Below are 26,528 nucleotides of genomic sequence, written 5' to 3'. Positions count from 1 at the left end.
AATAATCCCAAAATAATAACTGATTCGAAATTTTAGTGTCGCATAAACTAATCTAAGATCTAAAATCTATAATCTAAAACAAATTGTCGGTATATAAAAAGTTTCTTGGGCAAACGATGGTTTATGGTATCAGTACCATAGTTTCTCGCTTACTAAATTTTATCCTTACTCCAATCTTCACCCGCACTTATGCTGCAGCAGTTTATGGTATTTTTACCAAAATGTACAGTTGGGCGTCCCTTATCAATGCTGTTCTAGCCTTTGGAATGGAAACCACATTTTTTAGATACCTCAATAAACATGAAGATAAAAAACAGCAAGTTTATAACAATTCGTTTTTGGTAATTGCTTTTATTGCTGTTTTGTTTTTAATAACAGGGTTAATATTTACCGACCCGATTACAAAATGGTTACTTAATAATAATATGTCGCAGTTTCAAGATCAGCGACGATACGTACAATATTTTCTATGGCTATTGTTTTCTGATGCAATCTGCATTATTCCATTTGCTAAGCTAAGAGCCGATGGAAAACCATTCCGCTACAGCCTTTTAAAGTTCATAAACATTTTAACTTACGTAAGTATTTGTCTCTTCTTTATTTATGGCATCCCGGCAATAATTAGAAATGATTGGCCTGGAGCACAGTTTTTCAAAGACTTTTTTCGGGCGAAATGGATTGGTTACGTGTTCATCGCAAACCTTATCGCGAGTGCCATTACTTTCATATTACTTATCCCCGAATTTTTAAAATTACAGCTGAAATTTGATAAAGCATTGTTTATGAATATGCTATCTTACAGCTGGCCAGTTCTGGTTGCAAATTTATCTTTCATCATTAATGAAAATCTTGATAAAATTCTGTTAGATAAATATTCTACTGAAGCGCAAGTTGGTATTTATGGAGCCGTTTGTAAGATTGCAATTTTTATGAGTATTTTTAATACTGCGTTTAGACTTGGTGCCGAACCTTTCTTTTTTAGTCATGCAAAAAATGTCAACGCAAAAAAAACATACGCAACCATTCTGCAGTATTTTGTAATTACATTGGCTGTATTATTTGTTGCCTTGATAGCGAATATCGAAATTCTGAAATATTTTATTAGCAGAGATGAAGCACATCGGGCTGAATATTGGGTAGGTTTACCTGCGGTTCCTTATTTGCTTTTGGGCTATGTTTTCTTAGGGATATATATGAATTTATCGGTTTGGTATCGCCTTTCTGATCAAACACGATTTGGATTATACATTTCCCTTGTTGGTGCTTTCATCACAATCGTATTTAATATTTTATTGATACCAAAATTCGGTTACATGGGTTCGGCTTGGGTATCAATGGCTGCTTATGCTACTATGACCATAATCTCCTATATCCTTGGTCAAAAATATTATCCTGTTCCTTATAATTTAAAAAGAATTTTAATCTATTTAATCATTTCAACAATTATTGTATTCTCTTCATTCTTTCTTTTCGATAGAAATATTTACATTGGAAATGGGATGTTGATAGTTTTCATTGCTGCAATTGCTTACTTCGAAAAAGGGGATTTGATGAAAATGCTTAAATGAAATGATTGAATGAGAGAATGATTGAATGAGATAGTGATTGAATGAGAGAATGATTGAATGAGAGAGTGATTGGATGAGAGAATGATTGAATGAGAGAATAAATAAAATTCATTTATTCAAAATTAATAGTCGTATCGCTTAAATTCACTCATTCAAAACTCACTAATTCAAAATTAATAATCGTATCGCTTAAATTCACTCATTCAAAACTCACTCATTCAAAATTAAGATATTAATATCGCTTAGAACTCACTCATTCAATCCTTTAATACTTACTTCTATGATTAAACGATGTGTTTTTCTTTTTCTAATTGTTATTGGTTACAACGCCATTGGTCAGGTTATTCCTATGCCAAGTGGCAACCGCGATAGCAATGTAGTTAAGCAGCTGTTTTTTGCTGGTTTGAAGGAAAAATTGTCTGATAATTATGTTGGTGCTTCATCAAACTTCTCAAGAGTTATAAGTGCAGATCCTGCAAATCACGCTGCATATTTCGAATTGGCAAATGCTAATATTAGGATGGATAAGTTAGCTGAAGCCGAACAAAATATTAAACAAGCTATCAAATTAAATCCCGATAACAAATGGTATTTACGCCTGCAGGCCGAAGTTTATAAGCGAACCAATAAAATCCCTGAACTGGTTGATGTTTTTACTCAGTTAATCAGACTAGATGCCGACAATGAAGCTTATTATTTTGATAAAGCTAATGCTCAGTTTATTTTAAATCAGCCTGATGAAGCAAAAAAAACCTATGATTCCATCGAGCAGAAATTTGGCGAATCAAGGGAGTTAACCAATGCAAAAAGGCGATTTCAGCAAAATGGAAACCCAAGTGATAGCGATATTGTAAAATTGCTTGAAGGCAATCAGGCCGATTTAAAAAATTATCTGTACGCTGCAGGATTGCTGTTGCAAAAGGGAAATGATACCGAAGCATTAAAGGTTTTATTGAAAGCAAAAGGTATTGAGCCAAATAACTTTGAAGTTAATTTAGGCTTGGCAGATATTTATCGAAAACAAAAAAATGATGAAATGGCTTTTGCTTCCTTAAGATTAGCATTCGAAAGCCCGGAGATGCCAATTGATGAAAAAGTAAAAATAATTGCTGCACTATTTTCCAAAATTCAGCAGCCTGTTGTAGCAAAAAATGTAACAGAGTTAAGCAAAGGTTTGGCTGAAAAAAATCCTACAGATGCAAAAGTTTTAGCGCTGTATGGAGATGTACTGTATCAACAAAATAAGTTAAATGATGCTTTAATTCAATATCAGGCGGCGTTAAAAATTAACGAGCAAGTGTATGTGGTTTGGGAGCAAGTCATAAATATCCAAACTTTGCTTGGGCATTATGCCGAAGCCATTAAGTTTGGTGATGAAGCATTAACAATCTATCCCAATCAAGCTAGCTTATATTACTACATGGCTTATGCATTATTTAAAACTGCAAAATACGATTTGGCTTTAAATAATTTGAAAACTGCGCTACAATTGGATGCTGACAATAAAGCTTTACAAGCTCAGGTTTATGCTTTACAGGGCGACATTTATATCAATCAAAACAATTTTCCTTTAGCAAAAGCTGCATTCGAAAAGGCAATTTCAACTGAGCCAGATAATTATCTTATCATGAACAATTATGCTTATTACCTGGCACTTAAAAACGATGATTTGGATAAAGCCGCTGAATATGCTGCAAAGGCAGCTCAAGCAATGCCAGAAAACTCATCTGTTACAGATACTTATGCCTTTATATTATTTAAGCAGCAAAAATATACTTTGGCACAAACTTGGATAGAAAAGGCCTTGCAAAACAATAGCAGTAAGAATGGTGTTTATTTGGAGCGATATGGAGATATTCTTTTCATGAAAGGTGATAAAGATGCTGCATTAATCCAATGGAAAAAAGCCAAAGAAGCTGGTAATGGCTCAGAAATACTAACTAAGAAAATCAATGAAAAGAAATATTTTAAATAGCCTGTTTATTTTAGGCATGTTAGGTTTATCAACATCATGTAAATCTAAAAAGGTAATAGTTGAAACTCCTCCTGCTAAAACAGAAACTAAAGTTGATAATACAAAAGCAGAGGCATTAAACTTGCTCAATAGTAAGCAATTAAAATTTAACACGCTTTCCTTAAAAGCAAAAGCTACGCTTGATATTTCTGGTGATGCCAATGATGTAACCATGAACTTTCGTATGAAAGACAAGGAAACCATTTGGGTAAGTATTACCGCATTAGGTGGGATGGCTGAAGTGGCCAGAGCTTTAATAACGCCTGATAGTATTAAAATTCAAAACAAGCTAAAAAGCGAATACCTAAAAAAGCCATTTAGCTACATCTATAATTTTACCAATAAACAAGTTAACTTTAATACGCTACAAGCAGTGCTAACTGGCAATGCAATGGGCGAATTTTTGACAGATAAATCGGATATTAAACAAGAAAATGGTATATATGCGGTATCTGGTTCAAAAGAAAATTTAGATTATAAATTGCTTTTCAATACACTTTTCAAAGTTGCCGAAACCAATCTGAATGATGCTAAAAGCGGTCAGGCTTTAAAAGTTAATTATACCGATTATCAGAAACTAAATGAATCGTTATTTCCTGGCGCCTTAAAAATAAATACTCTTTCTGGAGCTAAAAAAATAAATATCGATTTACAATACGTAAAAATTGATGGCAATGTTCCTGTAGATTTTCCGTTTACTGTACCAAAGCGATATACTTTAGTAAAATAGTTCTAACAGCTATTTTTATGAAGAATAAGTGAAGATATTTCTGTAACACCAGATTGGCTTTAAGTATATCAATTTTAATATAGTTTACTGTAAAATTTTTATACTTTTGGCTTAATGAAGTTACACAAACTTGTATTTATTCTTTTTCTTAGTGTGTTTGCCTTGTCGGCTTCGGCTCAAACTGCAAATGAACTAAAAAGAAAAAAGGAAGCTATTCAGCGTGAAATAGAGCAGTTACAAAAGAATTTAACAAAAACAACAAGCGGTAAAAAGCTTACTTTACAGCAAATTAACGTAATAAATGCTCAAATTCGACTGCGTCAGGATAAAATTGGAACTATAAATTCCGAAATAAAAAATCTTGATAATCAAATCTCTCAAAACACAAATACCGTACATACTTTACAAGGTCAGTTAGGCGATCTTAAAAAAGAATACGCCGGCATGATTCGCTTTGCACAGCGAAACAGAAACTCATACGATAAGATGATGTTTATTTTTGCTGCTAAAGATTTTAATCAAGCTTATAAAAGAATAAAATATTTACAACAATTTAGTCAGTACCGTAAGAAACAAGCTGGTTATATTGAGAACACTCAGCAAGATTTAAACGGAAAAATCAGAGTTCTGGATAGAACATTGAAAGAGAAAAGTGATTTATTAAAGGAGCAAGAGCGTGAGCGAGAGCGTTTAGGTAAAGATAAAAGCCAGCAATCTGCTGTTCTAAATAACCTAAGTAAGCAGGAAAGAACCTTTAAGCAAGATATTGCTTCGAAGAAAAAACAGCAGGCACAGATAGACAGAGCTATTAGAGCTGCAATACAACGTGCTATTGATGAAGCAAGAAGAAAGGCAGCTGAAGAAGCCCGTATCGCTGCTGCAAAAAGAGCAGCAGAAGAAAAAGCTGCGGCTGAGAAAGCAAGATTAGAAAACAAACCTGCTCCCTCAGTTACTAAAGCACCAGTTGTAAAAGAAAAAACAACAAGTGAAGTACTTACAGCGACTCCAGAATCTGCAAGACTATCAGCTGGTTTTGAAAGTAATAGAGGAAGATTGCCATGGCCAGTTGCCACTGGAAGCATTACTGAAACATTTGGAAGACATATGGTTGACCAGGCACCTTATACAAATGATGGTGTAGATATCACAACGTCTAGCGGTGCTACTGTAAGGGCTGTTTTTGCTGGAAGGGTATTAGCAGTTCAATATATTCAAGGAAGAGGAGTTGTAATTATTATACATGGTGAATATATAACTGTTTATCAGAATTTAAGAAATGTATCTGTAAGTACGGGTAGTACTGTCGATACAAAACAAGCAATAGGAATTGTTGCAAATACTGGTGATGATGCCATTTTAAAATTCCAAATTAGAAGGGGGCAAGCTACCTTAAACCCAGAAGCTTGGATTAGTAAATAAAGTGAAGACAATTTATAAATGTTATATTTGTATAAAATAGATTAGTGATGTATCAAGGAACGTTATTAGAGTTTTTAAACATGGGTGGATCAGAGATCGTGCTCATCTTAGTGGTAGTTCTATTGTTATTTGGTGGTAAAAAATTACCAGAGTTAGCAAGAGGCTTAGGCAAAGGAATTAGAGAATTTAAAGATGCATCAGACGGTGTAAAAAGAGAAATACACAGAAATATTAATGCTATGGATTTGGATAAAGAAGATGCAGACCAAACTGTAGCTAGCAATAACGAACGTCATCATCCAACTGAAACTCCTGTTGTTGATCCAAATGCACCAGTTGTTGCAGCCGATGAGCATACAGAAACTGCAAATGTTCCCTATCCACAAAGCACTCCCATCGACGATAAAATAGTAACTGACAGTCAAAAAGTTTAAACAAAAAAGTTATGTTAAATACAACAATAGCAGCAATGCTTGGAACACCAGAAATAATCATTATTGCAGTAGTAGTATTGTTATTATTTGGTGGTAAAAAAATTCCTGAACTTATGCGTGGTTTAGGCAAAGGTGTTAAAGAATTTAAAGATGGTAAAGATGGTGTTGATGGAGAACAAGTTGATCCATCTAACCGTGATAAAACCGTTTAATAATAGTTTTAAGTTTTGAAGAAATACAGTTCTCTAAAAGGGATACAAGCGCTCATTTCGCAAAAGCAACTCACATTACCCGATTTATTGGCTTATTATTTTAAGCAAATTGAAGATAACAAACACCTCAATGCATTTAATGAGGTGTTTTTTTATTCGGCAGAAGTTCAGGCGAAATCAGTTCAGCAAAAAATAGAAAATGGTACGGCAGGTAAACTTGCTGGTATGGTTATCGGCATTAAAGATAATATTTGCTATAAAGATCACATCGTAACGGCATCTTCAAAAATGCTCGATGGATTTGTATCTCCTTATTCATCAACTGTTGTAGAGCGCTTGTTACAAGAAGATGCAGTAATAATCGGTCGCTTAAATTGTGATGAATTTGCAATGGGTGGCTCTAACGAAACATCATATTTCGGAGCGGTAAAAAATGCAGCAAATCCCGAATTGGTTCCTGGTGGTTCTTCCGGAGGTTCGGCTGTAGCGGTACAGGCAGATATGTGTTTATCGGCTTTGGGTACCGATACAGGTGGCTCAGTTCGACAACCAGCAGCATTTTGTGGGCTAATTGGTCTAAAACCTACTTACGGAAGGATTTCAAGATATGGTGTAATTGCTTACGCTTCATCATTCGATCAGGTTGGTCCGATAACTTCATCAGTAGAAGATGCAGCGTTGCTATTACAAGTTTTGGCTGGTGCCGATGAATATGATTCTACGGTTTCTTCTAAAAATGTTCCAGATTATTCCGTTACTCTCCATAGCACATCACCAAAACGAATAGCAGTTTTAAAAGAAACGATTGAAAACGAAGCGCTAGACCCTGAAATAAAATCAGCAATTTTAAACTCAATTGAAGATTTAAAAAGTAAAGGGCATACAGTTGAATATGTTTCATTCAATTTACTCGATTATCTAGTTCCAGCTTATTACATTTTAACCACTGCTGAAGCATCTTCGAATCTTTCACGTTATGATGGCGTACATTATGGTCATCGCAATACGGAAGCAAAATCGTTAACAGAATTGTATAAACATTCTCGTTCTGAAGGGTTTGGGGATGAAGTAAAACGCAGAATTCTTTTAGGAACCTTCGTTTTAAGTGCAGGATATTACGATGCGTATTATCAAAAAGCACAGCAGGTACGTAGGTTAATCAGAGAAAAAATTGAAGGTTTATTTCAGGACTATGATCTGATTTTATCGCCTGTGGCGCCAACCACGCCGTTTAAAATTGGCGATAATATGCAAGACCCATTGGTGATGTACATGGCTGATATTTTTACTGTTTTACCATCTTTAAGTGGCAACCCAGCAATAGCATTACCACTTGGCAATAATTCGGTAGGTTTGCCGTTAAGTATTCAGTTTATTGCCAGGCATTTTGAGGAAGAGCAGTTACTAGCTTTCTCTCAGGAGTTTTTGGCTTACACACTATCATAACAAATATAGCGCAACCTTTAGAGGAGTTTAAGGTTGCCAATTTAAATTTTGCAATTTTGTCTCTATTTTTCTCATTCGCTTAGGTTTGTTTTTGTAAACAAATCTAAAATTAAAAATGGCTTGCGAGTAGCAGAATCTGGTGATGAATTAACCAAATGGCCCATGATTAAAAAATTACTTTTTACGTCAGTTTGTGCTTTAACCGGATTATTTTCCACCTCACTTGCGCAACAAATTCTAAAAGCCGATAGCCTTTATAAAGTTTCTAATAATATCTTTGTTAACAACGATACCGTTAATGTTCCACTTGCAACAGAAAACCCATTATTACTGAGCCAGAACTACATCTACAAACTTCGTTTAGACTCGATTGCAAAATCTGTCCCTTTGCCCCATAACGAATACGTACAGCAATACATCGATATTTATTCGAAACGTAAAGATATGTTTGGGAAAATGATGGGCTTATCAAATTATTACTTTCCAATTTTTGATAAGGCATTGAAAGATTATAACATCCCGCAGGAGATAAAATATTTAGCCATAGTAGAATCTCAAATGAATCCGCATGCGGTTTCAAGAGTTGGCGCAACAGGTATTTGGCAGTTTATGTTTGGTACTGGAAAAGCTTATGGACTAAAGATGGATAATTTTGTGGATGAACGTAAAGATCCGGTTCAGGCGAGTTATGCTGCCGCTGCTTATTTTCGTGATGCATTTGAAGAACTGGGCGATTGGTTATTAGCCATTGCAGCTTACAATTGTGGCAAAGGAAATGTTACCAGGGCAATCGACAAGGCTGGCTCACGTGATTTTTGGCTTATCAGACCGTATTTGCCCAAAGAAACTAGAAATTATGTGCCTGCATTTATTGCCGCAGTGTATGTAATGAACTACTCCAACAAACACCAAATTACGGAACAAGCCTGCAACCTGTTTTTAAAAACAGATACCATGCAGGTAAATCATTTTGTTAGTTTATCGGCGCTGGCTAAAGTTTTAAATGTAGAAGATGAATCGCTTTTTGCTTTGAATCCTTCATACAAGAAAAAAATTATTAATGGAACAGCCGATATGCCCAAAAGATTGGTTTTACCTAAAATGAAAGGCGCTGATTTAGCTGGCTTGTATGATGTGCTTAATAATGAAGACTTAGATAACAAAATGCAAGTTATTCAAGCCCATACAGATGATGTTCGTGAATTGCGTAAAAGAAAACCTTCAACCATAGTTGCCTCTTCAGTTGTTTACCACAAGGTATCTTCAGGTCAGAATTTAAATTCAGTTGCCGATAAATACGGTATTGAGGTACAAGATTTAAAAGTTTGGAATAATTTAAAAACTAAAACAATCGTTCCTGGACAAAAGCTAAAAATTTACACCAGTAAGCGCACTGTTTATAAAGCGCCGGCTTCTTATCTAAGCTACAAAGTTAAACGTGGCGATACACTTTCTGAAATTGCCGAAAAATTTGATGGCGCTACCGTTCAAAATATTAAAAGAGATAACAGGTTAGCAAGAGCAGGTTTGCAAGTCGGTATGGTTTTGAAAATTAGTAAGGGGTAAATCCATATTTCAATTTACACCTACCCACTTTATTCATTTTCTTATTTATTTCAACCCACCATAAAAGAATTGTACCTTTGTGCCGTCACTATTTAGTTACAATTAATGAGTAATAAAAACAGAAAGCAAGATGCGCTTGATTACCACTCGCAAGGGCGGCCGGGAAAGATACAAGTAGTTCCAACAAAACCAACAAATTCTCAACGCGATTTAACCCTGGCTTACTCGCCTGGCGTTGCTGAGCCTTGTTTACGAATAGCTGAAAATAAAGAAGATGTTTATAAATATACTGCAAAAGGGAATCTTGTTGCAGTAATCAGTAATGGTACAGCGGTTTTAGGCCTTGGCGATATTGGTCCGGAAGCGGGTAAACCGGTAATGGAGGGTAAAGGTTTGCTTTTTAAAATCTTCGCTGATATTGATGTATTCGATTTAGAATTAGATACCAAAAATGTTGATGATTTCGTAAAAATCGTTAAGGCTTTGGAGCCAACATTTGGCGGTGTTAACTTAGAAGATATTAAAGCACCCGAGTGTTTCGAAATTGAGCGCAGGTTGAAGCAGGAAATGAATATTCCTGTGATGCATGACGACCAGCACGGAACAGCAATCATTTCTGGTGCAGCATTATTAAATGCCTGCGAAATCCAAAAAAAGAAAATAGATAAAATCAAGGTTGTGGTAAGTGGAGCAGGTGCTGCCGCAGTTTCCTGTTCGAAAATGTATTTATCGCTTGGTGTGAAGCGTGAAAATCTGGTTATGTTCGATATTAACGGACTAATTGATATTCATCGTACCGATTTGGATGAAATGCGAATGAGTTTTGCAACATTTAGAAAGGATATTACAAGTATTGGCGATGCCATGAAAGGGGCTGATGTTTTTATCGGTTTATCTGCAGGTAATGTTATTCAGCCGGAAATGTTGGTTGGCATGGCCAAAAACCCGATTGTGTTTGCCATGGCGAATCCAAATCCGGAAATTGAATACGAACTGGCCATAAAAACCCGTAAGGATTTAATTATGGCTACAGGTCGTTCCGATTATCCAAACCAGGTAAATAATGTTTTAGGTTTCCCTTATATTTTTCGTGGTGCTTTGGATGTTAGAGCAACGAGCATAAACGAGGCGATGAAAATTGCTGCGGTTAAAGCGATTGCTGAGTTGGCAAAAAAATCTGTACCTGAAGCCGTTAATCTTGCTTACAATGCTCGTAATTTAAAATTCGGTAGAGATTATATCATTCCAAAACCTGTTGATTTTAGATTAATTACCGAAGTTTCTATCGCCGTGGCAAAAGCGGCTATAGAAAGTGGTGTTGCCCGTAAAATCATAACCGATTGGGATGCTTACAGCGAAGAACTAAGAAAACGTTTAGGTTTGGACGATGCAATTATGCGTTCTGTAACCAATAAAGCTAAATCAGATCCAAAACGTGTAGTTTTTGCCGAAGCAGATAATTACAAAATTTTAAAAGCTGCACAAATTGTTAGAGATGAAAAAATAGCAATTCCTATCCTTTTAGGTAATAAAGAGAAAATACAAGATATTATTGACTCTCATGCTCTGGAATTAGACGGTGTTCAAATTATTGATCAAATGCTTGAGCCAGAAAAAACCAGGCAATATGCGCTTTCACTTTATCAAAAGCGTCAGCGTAAAGGGATTTCTGAGCGGGATGCGGTAAAACTACTTAGAGACCGAAACTATTTTGGTGCATCAATGGTAGAGTTTGGTGAAGCCGATGCCATGATTTCTGGTTTAACAAAAGATTACGGAACAACCATTAAACCAGCGTTACATGTAATTGGTGTAGATCCAGAAGTTAGACGTGTTGCTGGTATGTACATGATGATGACCAAAAAGGGTCCGGTGTTTTTTGGCGATACAACTGTTAATGTAGATCCATCAGCAGAAGAATTGGTAGATATTACTTTATTGGTTGCAAAATCGGTTAAACAGTTTAACATCAAGCCTAGAGTAGCAATTCTTTCGTATTCTAACTTTGGTTCTAATGATGGCATCGTACCGGAAAAGGTTCGCAAAGCAGTAAAAATTCTTCATAAACAGCACCCTGAAGTAGTAGTTGATGGAGAGATGCAGGGAAACTTTGCAATGAATAACGAATTGTTAAAAGAAAATTTTCCATTTAGCACACTAGCAAATGCACCAGCAAATACTTTAATTTTTCCTAACTTAGAATCTGGCAATATTGCGTATAAATTATTGCAGGAACTTGGAGGTGCAGAGGCTGTCGGGCCAATTTTATTGGGTCTTAACAAACCCGTTCACATTGTTCAATTGGGTAGTTCTGTACGTGAAATTGTAAATATGGTAACGATTGCCGTTGTAGATGTTCAAGCTAAAGAAGAGTTAGCCGCTGCACAAAAAAAAGGACTATTCGGAAAATCATCCATTAAAAAATAAGCCGATTTGAAGGTGTAAATCCAAAATCGTAAATCTAAAATCGTAAATTAAATGTACGCCTATATCGATGGTAAATTAACGCACAAAAACCCTGCTTATGTTGTGGTTGAAGCCGGAGGCGTAGGTTACCATATAAATATTTCTCTAAATACATACAGTAGCCTAGCCGATGCAGAAAGGTGTAAATTATACACTTGGCTGCATGTTAAAGAAGATGCACATACCTTATATGGTTTTGCTGATGAGGGCGAACGTCGTTTATTTTTACATTTAATTTCTGTATCGGGTATTGGTCCGAATACGGGAAGAATGATATTATCGTCCATCACACCTGTAGAAATTCAAACCGCGATAGTTCAGGCAGATTATCCTTTAATTCAACGGATAAAAGGGCTTGGTGCTAAAACAGCGCAACGTTTGGTTTTGGAGTTACAAGATAAATTAAAAAAGGAAGGCGTAGATTCATTAATTTCTATGCCTCAACACAATACCGTTAAAGATGAAGCGTTATCAGCATTAGTGATGCTCGGATTCGCCAAACAAACAGCAGAAAAAACTATCGATCAGATTTTAAAGGGTACAGAGGGAACGCTTTCGGTAGAACAACTAATTAAACAAGCTTTGAAAAACTTATAGATCTAACCGCCTTTGAAGAGAATATTTACCCTACTCATTCTCATCCCACTTTTATTTATTGCTAAAAACGCCTCATCCCAGGTTGTTACAGGCAAGGCGGATACCGCTGTGCTTAAAAATAACTTTAGTTTACGCGAAAAACATTTGCTTGGCTTAAGTCCAACAACCAATCCATTTTATCCTTTACCTAATGGTATTAAAAGGGTAGTGGAATATGATGCCAAAAATAAGCGCTACATTATTAAAGATTTGGTTGGCGATAAATACGTTACCAACACACAATATTTAACCGTTGATGAATATCAAAGGCTGGTAAATAGCGAAATCAAAAGAAATAATTGGCGTAGCATTTCGAACGCTGAAGTAAGTGATTTTAGAAATACAGGTATAATTCCACAAATACAAGTTAACAGCCGGGCTTTTGAGAAGATTTTTGGTGGTACAGTTATCGATATTCAACCTCGCGGTGAAGCGGAACTTACATTTCTAGGTCGGGTAAATAAGAATGAAAACCCGTTGTTCAATGAACGTCAGCGGGTACAAACCAATTTCGATTTCAACCAGCGGATTCAAATGGATTTAGTTGGAAATATTGGAACGAAACTTAAAATTAAAAGCAATTACAATACGGAAGCACAATTCGATTTTGAGAATCAAATTAAGCTGGATTACACCGGCGGACCAGATGATATCATCAAAAAAATTGAAGCAGGAAATGTTAGTTTGCCTTTAAACACCAGTTTAATTACGGGTACACAAGCACTTTTTGGTTTAAAAACTCAATTGCAATTTGGGAAATTAAATGTAACAAGTGTTTACACGCAGCAAAAATCGCAATCGCGGGAAATTAAGATTACCAACGGAGCTCAATCTAATGAGTTTCGTTTAAGCGCTGATAATTATGAAGGTAACCGGCACTACTTTTTAGCACAATATTTTAGAAATAATTACAACAAAAATCTCGCGAATGCACCGATAATTACATCGCCAATTCAAATCACTAAAATTGAAGTTTGGATTACCAATAAATCTGGAAGTACAACCGATTCGAGAGATGTTTTAGGTTTTCTTGATTTAGGAGAAAATGTTCCTTACAACACAGCGTTAATAACTGGAGGAGGTTCTGCTCTACCTGGTGCTACAACCGCTACAGGTTTCCCACAACAATCGAATAATTTGTTGCAAACCTTACCTGCTGGTGCCAGGTTTACCAATTCTAACGATGTTATTTCTTACTTCCAGGCCAATGGTGCAACCGATAACTTTGCGAAACTTACCTACGCCAGGAAATTAACCGATCGGGAATTTACATTTCAACCCCAGTTAGGATACCTTTCCTTAAATAATGCATTAAATTCTGATGAGGTTTTAGCCGTTGCCTATCGCTATACCTATAACGGTGTAGAATACCAAGTTGGAGAATTTTCTACCGATGTTACTTTCGACGCCACAAACCCAAAGGTTTTGTATGCGAAATTATTAAAAAACGAAACGACAAAAATTAATTTACCTACATGGGATTTGATGATGAAAAACATCTATTCTATTGGTGGTTATCAAATTAGTAGTCAGAATTTTAAATTGGATATTTACCGCATTGATAATGAAAGTGGTGTAGAAAATCCTGTTATGACCGAGGGGCAAAACACTGCAAATAGGCAATGGATTAATCTGGTAGAATTCGATCGCTTAAATCAGCAAAATGAACGCAGGTCGGACGGGGTTTTTGATTTTGTTCCAGCCAATAATGCATTTGGTTCTGCCACAAATTCTTACACCGCGAATAGTAGCAACGTTTTTGGTTCCAATTTATCGAGTTCGGGCTTAGCATCTTTGGTTACCAATACCAATACAGGTTACATAACAATAGATCCAGCCAATGGGCGCATTATTTTCCCGATTATTGAACCTTTCGGTAAAGATTTGGCAGCAAAATTTACGCCTGCGGAACAAGCTTTAATTGATAAATATACTTTCACAGCCTTGTATGATTCAACTCAGCTTATTGCAAAACAGCTATTTCAAAATAAAAACAGGTATATCATTAAAGGAAATTATCAATCAGATGTTTCTTCAGAATTTAGTTTAAATGCCATTAACGTACCTGAAGGTTCGGTAAAGGTTTTTGCCGGTACAATGCCATTAACTGAAGGTGTAGATTTTACAGTCGATTATCAGGGTGGAAGAGTAAGTGTTATCAATCAGGCCTTATTAACATCGGGGCAACCCATCCGAATTACAACAGAAAATAATGAACTTTTTGGTTTACAACAACGCTCACTTTTCGGAACCCGGTTTGATTATCGTGTAAATAATAAATTGAATCTTGGTGGTACAATAATGAACTTAACCGAGAAACCGCTTACTCAAAAAGTAAATCTTGGAGAAGAACCAATTTCTAATACCATTTGGGGTGCAGATGTTAATTACAGTTCGCCATCCAGATTTTTAACCAAACTGGTAGATAAACTTCCCTTTATATCAACAAAGGCACCATCGAGTGTTACCTTTTATGGAGAATATGCACAATTAATTCCTGGGCATCCTCGGGCTTTAAATTTTGCTGGAAGCGAAAACGGTGTAAGTTATCTTGATGATTTTGAAGCTTCAAGATCGGTTATCGATTTAAAAAGTGCGATATCGTGGCAGCTTTCCGGAACACCACAAATGTTTGCAGAATCGCAACTTATTAATGATTTGGCTTATGGCTACAATCGTGCTAGAGTTGCTTTTTATAACATCGATCCAACATTTTACAATTCTGCTGCTTCAACAACGCCTGCTAATATTCGAAACAATAGAAATGAGCTTTCCAACCACAATGTTAGGGAAGTTATAGAGCAAGAAGTTTTTCCATTCAAACAAACCGCAACCGGGCAAGCTTTAAATATTACCACACTAAATGTTGCATATTATCCAACAGTCCGTGGTCCTTACAATTACCGTACAACAGGTTTCGACCGTGATGGAGCTTTGCTAAACCCACGCAATAATTGGGCAGGTTTTCAGCGTAAAATAGAAACGAATGATTTTGAAGCTTTAAATATTGGTTTTATTGAATTTTGGGTGATGGATCCATTCATCAACAAAACAAATTCTACCGGTGGCGATTTGTATTTTAACTTGGGTAATATTTCAGAAGATATTTTAAAAGATGGAAGGAAAGCTTTAGAAAACGGTTTGCCTGAAACTAACGATCCTACAAAATTCGATGAAACAACTTGGGGTCGCGTTCCAAAATTGCAACCCGTTATTCAGGCATTTGACAATAGTCCTGATGCCAGAAGGCAGCAAGATGTTGGTTTGGATGGTTTATCAAACGAAAATGAGAGGGTAAAATTCGCAGCAGCCATAAATACGATTAAAGCACAATTAAATACCGCTGCAGCTGCTTTGATGGATGCCGATCCATCATCTGATGATTACACTTATTTCAGAGGGCCTCTTTTAGATCAAGCCAATGCCGGAATTTTAAAGCGCTACGAAAAATATAATGGTACCGAAGGTAATTCAAAAACCTCACAACAATCGCAAGATGAGTTGGGTTTGGAAAACTCGGCATCAACGTCATTGCCTGATGGTGAAGACATTAACCGCGATAATAACATGACGCAAAGCGATGAATACTTTCAATATAAAGTATCCGTTCGCCAGGGTGATTTAACCGTTGGACAAAATTTTATTACCGATAAAGTTACTTCTCAAGTTAAGTTGGCGAATGGAAACACGCAGGCAGTTTCTTGGTATCAGTTCAGAATTCCTATCGGAGATTATCAGCAGAAAGTAGGTAACATTCAGGATTTTAAATCCATTCGGTTTTTAAGAATGTTTATGACAAATTTTGCCGATACGATGGTGATGCGTTTTGCAAAGCTTCAACTGATAAGAGGCGAATGGAGAGAGTTTAATGCTAAAAACACTGCAGACCAGGTAATTGTTGATCCTTCTTTACCTGCCTTAACGCCTGATAATTCTACCATCGAAGTTTCTACAGTTAATATCGAAGAAAACGGTAAACGCTCACCAATTCCTTATGTTACGCCTCCAGGTATTGTGCGTGAAAGAGATTTTAGTAACTACCGGGGAGATACGCGATTGAACGAACAATCCTTATCTGTTACTGTAAAAACTTTAAGAGACGGTTACGGTCGTGCAGCTTTCAAAACGGCTTATAGCGATTTCCGCTCTTACAAACATTTGGAAATGTATATTCATGCAGAAGCTGTGAATAACCAAGTATTAAATGATGGTGACGTACAAGCTTTTTTAAGAATAGGAACAGACAACCAAGACAATTACTACGAATATATTTTACCATTAAAAATAACATCGCCCGGCACAACAGACCCAGATGCGATTTGGCCGGAAGCCAACCGAATGGATATTGATTTGCTATTATTTCAAAATGCAAAACTTGCCCGGAATGTAGCAAAACTTGCTAACGGACAACCATGGCCTATCAATTTGCCATTTACTTATACCGATGGCACAAGAACAATTGTAGTTAAAGGTCAGCCAGATATGAGTAAGGTAAGGGTTTACATGCTTGGTGTTAAAAATCCAATTAGAAGTTTGGCTGAAGGCGAAGGTGATGATGGTTTGGATAAAAGTGTTTTGGTTTGGTTTAACGAGTTAAGATTAACGGAGTTTGATGAACGGGGTGGTTGGGCAGCAACGGCAAGATTAAATTTAAAGCTTGCAGATTTTGCTGATGTAAACATTTCAGGAAGTAAATCAACAATCGGTTTTGGTTCTATCGATTCTAAAGTAAGTGAACGTAACCGGGCAGATAATACGCTGCTTGATGTTTCTTCTGCTGTTGAATTGGGTAAATTTTTACCTCAAAAATCAGGTGTAAAAATTCCGATGTATGTAAGTTATTCTAAGCAAATTGCTACACCACAATACAACCCAAAAACGCCAGATATTGAACTTAAAAATGCTTTAGATCAGGCATCGCGAGAACAAAAGGATTCGATATTAAACTTTGCACAAGATTATACCGTTCGAAGAGGAATCAACTTTACAAATGTGCGTAAAGAGCGGACAAACAATACCAAACCTGTACGGCTTTGGGATATTGAAAACTTCTCTGCAAGTTATGCTTATACACAATACAACCACCGAGATTTTATCAATCAAAGCAGTATTCAGAATAATTATAGAGGCTCTTTACAGTATAGCTATTCAAAAGAAGCGAAGAGTTTTGCTCCATTCGAAAAGATTATTAAATCGAATATGCTGGCCATTTTGAAAGATTTTAATTTTAGTATTTTACCAAGTGCTATAAACTTTAGGGTAGATGTAGATAGACTATATGCAGAAAATACATTAAGAAATAACGATCCTAATAATTCCATTCCTATTTATCAAAGTGGTTATGGAACTACGTTTAATAAAAACTTTAGGATGAGCCGTATTTATGGCATCGCCTGGAATTTAACGCGTTCACTTCAGCTAGATTTTAATGCAACCAATTATTCGATTATTGATGAACCAGATGGCAGAATTGAAGGCTTAAAACGTGATACCGTTTGGGAAAATCTGAAACGCTTAGGTCGCACAACAGATTACAACCATAACCTAAATGTAACTTATGCGGTGCCAATAAACAAAATACCTGGTTTAAATTGGATAACGCTATTAACCAAGTACGGCACCAACTTTAACTGGCAAACCGAACCACTTTCTACATTGCGAGACCCAAATATAAATTTAGGAAACACGGTACAAAACAGTAGGAACATACAGGTAAATCCCACTTTTAATCTAACATCTCTCTATAATAAATTTGGGTTTTTAAGAGATGTTGGCAACAACGAACAGGGTGGCGGAGCTAAGAATTTCTTCATCAATATACTAACCAGTTTAAAAAATGTTAATGTAAACTACGTACAAACTAAGGGTACGTTCTTGCCCGGCTATTTGCCAACAACAAGGTATTTAGGTATCGATAATGTAACAGGTGCACCGGGATTAGGTTTTGCATTTGGCAGCCAGCGAGACATTAGAGAAATGGCTTTAAATAATGGATGGTTAACTACCGATACATTGCAAACTCAAATGTATGTAAACACCCTTCGTGAAGATTTTCAATTAACCGGCCAATTAGAGCCAATAAAGGATTTAAGAATTAACATTCGTGCAAACCGAGCTCAAACCCGAAATTTTTCTACCAATTTCAGGTATGTGGCAAGTGTATCCTCTTTCGAAAATTTAAGTGCAATAACCACAGGAGATTACAGCATTTCATACATCGCAATTGGAACAGCATTTAAAGAGAATAATGCCAGCACAGTTTCTACATTGTACAATCGATTTATGTCTAATCGTTTGATAATATCGCAAAGATTAGGTGCTCAAAATCCAAATTCGGTTGGAGCAGCAAATGGTTATGCCGATGGTTATGGAAAAGAAAGTCAGGATGTTGTGATTTCGGCATTCCTTGCAGCTTATTCAGGTAAAGATGCTGGTAGTTCAAAAATGAATTCGTTTCCGAAAATACCTTTGCCTAACTGGACTTTAACTTACAACGGTTTAACAAGAATTGCTTTTATTGCAGATAGATTTTCATCAGTTGATATCAAACACGGCTATCGTTCTGCGTACAACATTAACGGTTATAATTCTTTGTTGCGCTATCAAGAGAATGATGGTTTCTCAAGCAGTAGAGATGCAAACAATAACTTTTTACCGCAATTTCAGTTTTCTCAGGTAACGGTTTCCGAATATTTTTCGCCATTAATTGGTGTTGATACAAGATTGAAAAATAACGTTACTGCAACCTTTGAATTAAATCGTTCACGTTTATTGGGTTTAAGCTTATCAAACAGTCAGCTTGCACAGTTATCAGAAAATAATGTTGTTTTAGGTTTAGGATATCGTACCACAAAGTTCAGATTTCCATTTGGCTGGTTTAAAAGCTTAAAAATGGATAACAACATGGATTTTAAATTGGATGTGGCAATAAGGGATAATAAAACTGTTATTTATCGTGCCGATGTAGAGGAAGCCGAGGTTTCTTCAGGCGCTAAAAACATTACTTTACGGCCAAGTGTTGATTACGTGTTAAACCAAAAATTTAACGTAAAACTATTTTACGATTCGAACATTACGAAGCCTTATACATCACAAACTTTTAATACATCGTTTAGTAACTTTGGGTTTAGTTTAAGGTTTACGCTAAATTGATGGTAACTTTTATGTTTAGAATGATTTCTTCATGAAGTTTTTTAACGCTAAAATCCCAGATTCAGGAAAATCCTGATTAACTTTGACATAAATAAATTTAAAACAAATGAATTTCCCATCAGAATTAAAATACACTAAAGACCACGAGTGGGTTAAAGTAGAAGGTAATGAAGCATTTATTGGTATTACCGATTTCGCACAAAAAGAACTTGGTGATATTGTTTATATAGATGTTAACAGCGTTGGCACAGAAGTAGCAAAAGATGAAGTTTTTGGTACAGTTGAAGCCGTTAAAACTGTTTCTGATTTATTTATGCCACTTACAGGTTCTGTATTGGAGCATAATGCTGAATTAAATGATAACCCTGAATTGGTAAATTCTGATCCTTATGGTAAAGGATGGATGGTAAAAGTTTCACTATCTGATTTATCTGAAATAGACCAATTATTAGATGCTGATGCATACCAATCTTTAGTTGGTGCATAAATCATTAACATTTTACAAAGCACTAAAGCAGCAAAAATGGGCCATCTTTTGGACTCTTTTTATTTTAGTGCTTTGTAATTTAAAAATGCCACAAACTGAAGGTAGTGGCTTTTTCTTTATTGGATTTGATAAAATGACCCATTTGGGTTTCTTTTTCGTTTTATCTGTTTTACTATTTTACGGTAAAGTAAAATATCAACATAATTTTGGTTTCAGAACTTTAACTATTTTTAAAATTATACTAATTAGTGTAGTTATAGGTGGAGGAATTGAGATACTGCAATGGAAAGTTTTTACATATCGTTCTGCAGAATGGTGGGATTTTGGTTGTGATATGTTAGGCTGTTTGATGGCAGTTTTTAGTTATGTACTTTTACATAAATTAAAGTTTGATGAAAAAATCGATTAGTTTAATTTGCATTATAGGTGTTTTAGCTTTAAGCGGATGTAGTATTTTTAAAAAAGACTGTAACTGCCCTAAAGTTTATTACAAATCCTATCCTTCGCAAGGTAAATAGGTATTTCTAAGAATTTATTTATTGCCAACCATAAATTTTGGTGCTGTATTTAAAATGTTACCTAACATTTAACACACTTTAACAAACCTTTCAGCATTCCCTTAGTCTGATAGCATAGTTTTGTAATACTAATATTTAAAATTTGATGAAAATTTACGTTCAAAGAGCAATATTTCTTGTTCTTATTTTTTGTGGATACCTCGCAAACGCTCAAAACACTGGCTCGATTAATGGTAGAATTATCAATGCCAAAGACAAAAAACCTGTCGATTATGCAACTGTCGCAGTTAAAAGCTTAAAAGATTCTAGTGTTGTTGCAACCGGGCAAACCAATCCCGATGGTACTTTCTCTTTCAAAAATATTCCTGCCGGAAATTATAGAGTGATAGCAGCATTTCTTGGATTAAAAACAACAAGTAAAAATGTAACTGTAGCAAAAGCTGCAGCAAACGTTGGCGATATTGCTATGGCCGATGATGGTTTAAACCTTAATGACGTTAATGTTGTTGCCCAAGTGCCAACTGTTGTTGTTAAGAAAGATACTTTAGAATACGATGCAAAATCTGTTAAGGTTAGAGAAAATGCTGTAGTTGAAGATGTTTTAAAGAAACTTCCAGGTGTTGAGGTTGCCAAAGATGGTAGCATTAAAGCCGGTGGTGAAACCGTTACAAGGGTAAAAGTAGATGGTAAAGAATTCTTCGGAAGCGATCCTTTATTGGCTACAAAAAATTTACCTGCAGATATGGTAGATAAAATTCAGGTTATTGATGAACTTTCGGAGCAGGCACAATTTACAGGTGTTGATGATGGAACTCGAACTAAAATATTAAACATCACAACCAAAAGCGGCATGAAAAAAGGCTACTTTGGTAATAGTACAGTTGGCTATGGCACAAACGATCGTTATGACGCCAGTTTAAATGTAAATAAGTTTAATAACGACCAACAGTTTAGTTTTATTGGTCAGTTTAATAACGTTAACAAACAAAACTTCGGTGGAGGTAATGGTCAAGGCAATGGTTTTGGCGGTGGTGGAAATGGAGGTCGTGGTGGCGGCGGTGGCGGAACATCTGCCGGCGGTGGTATTACAACTACAAATGCTGCGGGTTTAAATTTTGCCGATACTTATAAAGATGGTACCCAAATTCAGGGTAGTTATTTTTTCAATAAATCATCCGTTTTTAACGAACAAACCAGTAATACGCAAACGCTGTTAGGCAACACTTCTCAAAATGTAAATAATTACTTAAACAGCAATAGCGATAGAAACAATCATAGATTAAACTTTATGATTGATACAAAATTGGATTCAAGCACAAGTATTAAAATTCAACCAAATATTTCGTACACAGAAAACAATGGCTTGAGTCTTCAGAACTATGTTAGGCAAAGTACTTCAACAGGTAATACTGTTGGTAGCCAGAGTTATACCACAAATAACTCCACTCCTGTAATCAGTAATAATATCTTGGTACGTAAAAAGTTTCAACGTAGAGGACGGACATTATCATTTAATATTAATACTGCTATAAACGATAGTAACTCAGATAACATTAATTATACGCTTGACAACAATACCGTAAACGGTGTAGCCTCGCAAATCTTGAGAAATCAGCTAAACGATTTAAGTAGCCATAACATTACAAATAACACTAGAGTTGTTTACACCGAACCATTATCGAAAACAACAAGTTTAGAGTTGAACTATCAAAATGGAATTAATAATAGTATATCCGATAGAAACATCCTTAATTTTAATACTTTAACTGGTAATTTTGATATTGTTGATAATACGTATTCAAATCATTACGAAAACCAAACTCTTACTAATGCAGCTGGTTTAAGTTATACAGTTAATCAAAAAAAATACAATTGGAATATTGGTGTGGCCGGGCAGCAAACACACAGAGAAAATACTAATTTAACAACTGGCGTTGTGTTTACTCAAAATTTTGTTAATCTTACTCCTTCTGCCCAATTTAGATATAACTTTAGTAACAGTAAAAGATTAACACTTAACTATAGAGGTACAACACAACAACCAACTATAGATCAGATTCAACCTATTCTTGATAACACAAATACACAATCTGTCATTATTGGTAATCCCAATCTAAAGCCAGCGTTTAATAACACATTAAGTGTTCGCTATAACAATTTTGCTTTCGCCAAGATGCGTTTCTTTGCGGTGTTTTTAAATTTAACACAAACCTTCAATGCATTTGCCTCAAGTCAATCGGAAGTTACAGACCGTAACGACGAGAACTATGGTAAAATTGCTTCGCAGTATATAAACGTTGATGGAAATTACAGCGGTAACGCGAATGTCGTTTTAGGTCAGCCGATTATTCCGAACAACAAATTAAATTTGAATGCTACTTTAACAGGTTCATATTCAAAAGGAACAAACGTTACTAGTGGAGTTAATAATGTTACCAATAACTGGAGTTTGGGTAATACTTATCGTTTTGTAACGAATTTAGATAAATGGGACATAACAGCCGGTATTGGTGGTACAGTAACAAACGCTACTTATTCTGCTCAGCCAAATTCAAATAATACGTTTTATACCATAAATCCAAGTTTTGATATTTCTTACGTATTGCCTTTAAATATTCGTTTGGCAATTGATTTGGATTACTTTAAAAACACTGGTCGTGGTGAAGGCTTTAATACAGAATATACCATTGTTAATTCTTACGTAAGTCGTCAATTCTTTAAAAACCGTGGTACATTTAAAGTTGCTGTGAATGATGCGTTAAATCAAAATCAAGGGATTAGTCGTACCGCAACTGCAAACACAATTACCGATTTAAATTACAATGTATTGAAACGTTACTACATGTTCTCTTTCACCTATTCACTAACCCGCATTGGTGGTCGTAATATTGGTAACGATGTACAAATGCCTGGAATGGGTGGACAAGGTGCGCCACGCATGAGATTTTAATCAGGCTTTAAAAACTTATGAAGGTCTGGCTATTTATTTAGGCAGACCTTTTTTTGTGTAGAATAAATGTATTTCAATTGTTACTTCTGTAAAACAAACCATAATGTAGCTTCGAAGTCCTAACTGAGAAACACATTTAACCTGATGAAGATACTTTTTACCTGTTTGTTGCTTTTTTCGTACTCTTTAATATATGCTCAACAAAAAATTGGTTTAGTTAGTGGTCGTGTCATTCAATCAAAAGATAAAAAAGCAATTGATTATGCATCAATTGTAATTAAAAGTCAAAAAGATTCTAGCGTTGTGGTATCTGGTAGTACCGGTGCTGATGGAACGTTTTCATTCAAAAATCTGCAGCCTGGTTCTTACCGTTTGTATGCAGCTTTTCTTGGCTTAAAAAATGTGAATAAGGATTTCATCATCTCAGTAGATAAACCCATTATTATTTTAGGCAATATTGTTTTAGAGGGCAATAGTATTGATTTGCAGACCGTAGAGATTAAAGCAGAAATACCGCCAATCACAGTAAAAAGGGATACTTTAGAATTTAATGCAAGTTCTTTTAAAACGGTAGAAAATGCAGTTGTAGAAGATTTATTAAAGAAATTGCCAGGTGTTGAAGTTGATAAATCGGGTGCTGTAAAAGCGCAGGGAGAAACAATTACCAAAATTAGGGTAGATGGAAAAGAGTTTTTTGGTAACGACCCTTTGTTGGCCACCAAAAACCTTCCTGCCGATATGGTGGATAAAATCCAGGTGATTGATGAACTTTCTGATCAAGCCCAATTTACTGGTATTGATGATGGTTCGAGAACAAAGATTATAAATATCACCACCAGAAAAGATAAGAAAAATGGTTATTTCGGTAACAGCAGCATTGGTTATGGCTCTGATGATAGATATGATATTAATGCTAATTTAAATAGGTTTAATAAAGACCAACAAATGAGTGTTGTTGCACAATTTAACAATGTAAACAAACAAAACTTTGGCGGTGGTTTGGGCGGAAACGGTGGTGCAGGAGGTAGAAGCACCGGGCTTACCACAACAAATGCATTGGGTTTTAATTTTGCAGATACTTACACCGACCAAACCCAAATAACAGCTAGTTATTTTGTAAACAAAACAGAGAATTTGGTTTTACGAAAAAGCGTTACTCAAAATTTACTTGGCGATATCACAACTGTTTTCAACAATAATCAAAACAACACTTCTAATAGGTTAAACCATCGGTTTAATTTTATGGTTGATACTAAGATTGATACACTAACATCTTTGCGTATTCAGCCAACCATAAGTTATACCAACAATGAAAGTTTAAACAATAGCATTTATACCAGAGATTACAGTACATATACCACAAATGGTACTCAGTCATTAAACAACACTAGCACATCCCCATCAATTAGCAATAACATTTTGCTTAGGCGCAAATTTAAACGCAGAGGTAGAACGCTCTCCTTGAATCTCAATACAAGTATAAATAATAGTGATGCTGACAATTATAATAACATTACCGATAACACGATTAATGCAGGTATTACAACTCAAAAATTAACCAATCAATTTAACGATCAGAAATCTTCATCAATAAACAACAGCACACGTTTGGTTTACACCGAACCATTATCTAAAACACTAAGTTTAGAATTTAACTACCAAAACGGCTATAATCATAATTTGTCTGATAGGTTTACTTATAATTTTAATCCATCAACATTGCAATATGATTTGCTTGATTTAACCTACAGTAATTCTTACGAAAATACCATTTTAACCAATACTGCCGGATTTAGCTTTAATAGTAATGCTAAAAAATACAATTGGAATGTTGGTTTGGCAGTTCAAAATACAGATAGAAACAATAATAACTTAACACAAAATTTTGTACTAAAGCAAAATGTGTTTAATTACACACCATCGGCCATGTACAGATACAATTTTAGCAACAGCAAACGCCTTGTCATTAACTACCGTGGAAGCACAAATCAGCCTACCATAAATCAGTTACAACCCATACCAAATAATACAAACACACAAAGCATTCCGGTTGGTAATCCAGATTTGAAGCCAGAGTTTAATAACTCATTAAGAGTTGCTTACAATACATTTACTGTTGGCAAAAACCGCTCCTTATTTGTGAATATGAATTTAACGCAAACATCAAACAAAATTGCCAATAGTAGTAGTCTTATTCAAAGTGGTGTAAATCAAGGCAAGCTTGCCATATTGCCTGTAAACGTTAATGGTACTTATGCCGGGAGTATTTCATCATCCTTAAGTTTACCAATTATGGATGAAAACCGCCTTAATTTTCACATCAATGTTAATGGTAGTTACGATAGAGATGTGAACTTTACGAACGCCATAAGAAATATAACAAATAGCTGGTCGGTTACGAATGGTTATAGGTTGGTATCAAATTTAGATAAACTTGATTTAACAGCTGGCGTTAATGGTTCCGTTAATCAATCAACTTATTCCGTTCAATCCAATTCAAATACCAGGTATTATACTTTTAGTCCGAATATTAGCATAAGTTATTTATTTCCTGGTGATATTCGCTGGTCTATTGATGCAGATTACAATCAAAACACTGGGAGAGGTGAGGGTTTCGACACTCGTTTTACACTTGTAAATACATACATCAGTAAATTATTTTTTAAAAATAGAGGAACACTTAAAGCTGCCATAAATGATGTGCTGAATGAAAACCAAGGTATAACCAGAACAGCCAATAACAATACCATTCAAGATGTTAGTTACAACGTTTTAAAAAGATACTTTATGTTTTCTTTTACCTATGCCTTAAATAGAATGGGTGGAAAGAATATCGATGATGTACGTGAAAATGGCAATGGAGGCAGAAATCGCGGCGGTGGTGGCAACCGAAGAAACTTGAAATAAACTTATATAATCAACGCTAAATA

Annotated in this window: 15 protein-coding genes; all 15 read left to right on the top strand. The window is 35.5% G+C overall.

Features of this window, described 5'->3' with window-relative positions:
* Positions 1–83: 83 nt before the first annotated feature.
* Complete coding sequence (locus tag D7004_RS19395) at positions 84–1,568, top strand: lipopolysaccharide biosynthesis protein (RefSeq protein WP_244214388.1); 1,485 nt, start codon at positions 84–86, stop codon at positions 1,566–1,568.
* A gap of 280 nt (positions 1,569–1,848) precedes the next feature.
* On the top strand, positions 1,849–3,543 hold the full coding sequence (locus D7004_RS19390; protein WP_123207481.1) for a tetratricopeptide repeat protein: 1,695 nt from the start codon (positions 1,849–1,851) through the stop codon (positions 3,541–3,543).
* Positions 3,521–4,312, top strand: a complete 792-nt coding sequence (locus D7004_RS19385) for a DUF4292 domain-containing protein (protein ID WP_123207480.1) — start codon at positions 3,521–3,523, stop codon at positions 4,310–4,312. The genes D7004_RS19390 and D7004_RS19385 overlap by 23 nt, the downstream gene beginning before the upstream one ends.
* A 114-nt stretch (positions 4,313–4,426) precedes the next feature.
* Positions 4,427–5,731 (top strand): murein hydrolase activator EnvC family protein, encoded by a 1,305-nt coding sequence (locus tag D7004_RS19380; protein ID WP_123207479.1) that lies wholly within the window; start codon positions 4,427–4,429, stop codon positions 5,729–5,731.
* Between the two features lie 47 nt (positions 5,732–5,778).
* Complete coding sequence (locus D7004_RS19375; RefSeq protein WP_123207478.1) at positions 5,779–6,165, top strand: Sec-independent protein translocase subunit TatA/TatB; 387 nt, start codon at positions 5,779–5,781, stop codon at positions 6,163–6,165.
* A gap of 11 nt (positions 6,166–6,176) precedes the next feature.
* Complete coding sequence (locus tag D7004_RS19370; protein ID WP_029287719.1) at positions 6,177–6,377, top strand: Sec-independent protein translocase subunit TatA/TatB; 201 nt, start codon at positions 6,177–6,179, stop codon at positions 6,375–6,377.
* 15 nt (positions 6,378–6,392) lie between these two features.
* Positions 6,393–7,823, top strand: a complete 1,431-nt coding sequence (gene gatA, locus D7004_RS19365) for an Asp-tRNA(Asn)/Glu-tRNA(Gln) amidotransferase subunit GatA (RefSeq protein WP_123207477.1) — start codon at positions 6,393–6,395, stop codon at positions 7,821–7,823.
* A gap of 120 nt (positions 7,824–7,943) precedes the next feature.
* On the top strand, positions 7,944–9,389 hold the full coding sequence (locus tag D7004_RS19360; protein ID WP_244214387.1) for a lytic transglycosylase domain-containing protein: 1,446 nt from the start codon (positions 7,944–7,946) through the stop codon (positions 9,387–9,389).
* Between the two features lie 105 nt (positions 9,390–9,494).
* Positions 9,495–11,816, top strand: coding sequence for an NADP-dependent malic enzyme (locus D7004_RS19355; RefSeq protein WP_123207476.1), 2,322 nt, complete (start codon positions 9,495–9,497; stop codon positions 11,814–11,816).
* A 51-nt stretch (positions 11,817–11,867) separates the two neighbouring features.
* On the top strand, positions 11,868–12,452 hold the full coding sequence (gene ruvA, locus D7004_RS19350) for a Holliday junction branch migration protein RuvA (RefSeq protein WP_123207475.1): 585 nt from the start codon (positions 11,868–11,870) through the stop codon (positions 12,450–12,452).
* A 12-nt stretch (positions 12,453–12,464) separates the two neighbouring features.
* On the top strand, positions 12,465–19,643 hold the full coding sequence (sov, locus tag D7004_RS19345) for a T9SS outer membrane translocon Sov/SprA (protein WP_123207474.1): 7,179 nt from the start codon (positions 12,465–12,467) through the stop codon (positions 19,641–19,643).
* Positions 19,644–19,749: 106 nt separating this feature from the next.
* Positions 19,750–20,130 carry a glycine cleavage system protein GcvH gene (gcvH, locus tag D7004_RS19340; RefSeq protein ID WP_123207473.1) on the top strand — a complete coding sequence of 127 codons (381 nt, stop codon included), beginning with the start codon at positions 19,750–19,752 and terminating at the stop codon, positions 20,128–20,130.
* Entirely contained in the window at positions 20,123–20,539 is a 417-nt protein-coding gene (locus D7004_RS19335) for a VanZ family protein (protein ID WP_123207472.1), read from the top strand. Before gcvH ends, D7004_RS19335 begins: the two co-directional genes overlap by 8 nt.
* A gap of 254 nt (positions 20,540–20,793) precedes the next feature.
* Positions 20,794–23,598, top strand: coding sequence for an outer membrane beta-barrel protein (locus D7004_RS19330; protein ID WP_123207471.1), 2,805 nt, complete (start codon positions 20,794–20,796; stop codon positions 23,596–23,598).
* Between the two features lie 144 nt (positions 23,599–23,742).
* Positions 23,743–26,505 carry an outer membrane beta-barrel family protein gene (locus D7004_RS19325; RefSeq protein WP_123207470.1) on the top strand — a complete coding sequence of 921 codons (2,763 nt, stop codon included), beginning with the start codon at positions 23,743–23,745 and terminating at the stop codon, positions 26,503–26,505.
* The last annotated feature ends 23 nt before the right edge of the window (positions 26,506–26,528 follow it).

Source organism: Pedobacter jejuensis (assembly GCF_003725795.1).
GTDB classification, from domain to species: Bacteria; Bacteroidota; Bacteroidia; order Sphingobacteriales; family Sphingobacteriaceae; genus Pedobacter; species Pedobacter jejuensis.
The sequence above is the reverse complement of the archived record's forward strand: the minus strand, read 5'-3'. Positions and strand labels throughout refer to the sequence as shown.

What these genes read in the sequence shown, in the direction of transcription:
- gcvH (WP_123207473.1), top strand. Translation starts at nt 19,750, where the DNA reads ATGAATTTCCCATCAGAATTAAAATACACTAAAGACCACGAGTGGGTT.
- D7004_RS19355 (WP_123207476.1), top strand. Translation starts at nt 9,495, where the DNA reads ATGAGTAATAAAAACAGAAAGCAAGATGCGCTTGATTACCACTCGCAA.
- D7004_RS19375 (WP_123207478.1), top strand. Translation starts at nt 5,779, where the DNA reads ATGTATCAAGGAACGTTATTAGAGTTTTTAAACATGGGTGGATCAGAG.
- D7004_RS19370 (WP_029287719.1), top strand. Translation starts at nt 6,177, where the DNA reads ATGTTAAATACAACAATAGCAGCAATGCTTGGAACACCAGAAATAATC.
- D7004_RS19380 (WP_123207479.1), top strand. Translation starts at nt 4,427, where the DNA reads ATGAAGTTACACAAACTTGTATTTATTCTTTTTCTTAGTGTGTTTGCC.
- D7004_RS19330 (WP_123207471.1), top strand. Translation starts at nt 20,794, where the DNA reads ATGAAAATTTACGTTCAAAGAGCAATATTTCTTGTTCTTATTTTTTGT.
- D7004_RS19390 (WP_123207481.1), top strand. Translation starts at nt 1,849, where the DNA reads ATGATTAAACGATGTGTTTTTCTTTTTCTAATTGTTATTGGTTACAAC.
- D7004_RS19385 (WP_123207480.1), top strand. Translation starts at nt 3,521, where the DNA reads ATGAAAAGAAATATTTTAAATAGCCTGTTTATTTTAGGCATGTTAGGT.
- D7004_RS19325 (WP_123207470.1), top strand. Translation starts at nt 23,743, where the DNA reads ATGAAGATACTTTTTACCTGTTTGTTGCTTTTTTCGTACTCTTTAATA.
- ruvA (WP_123207475.1), top strand. Translation starts at nt 11,868, where the DNA reads ATGTACGCCTATATCGATGGTAAATTAACGCACAAAAACCCTGCTTAT.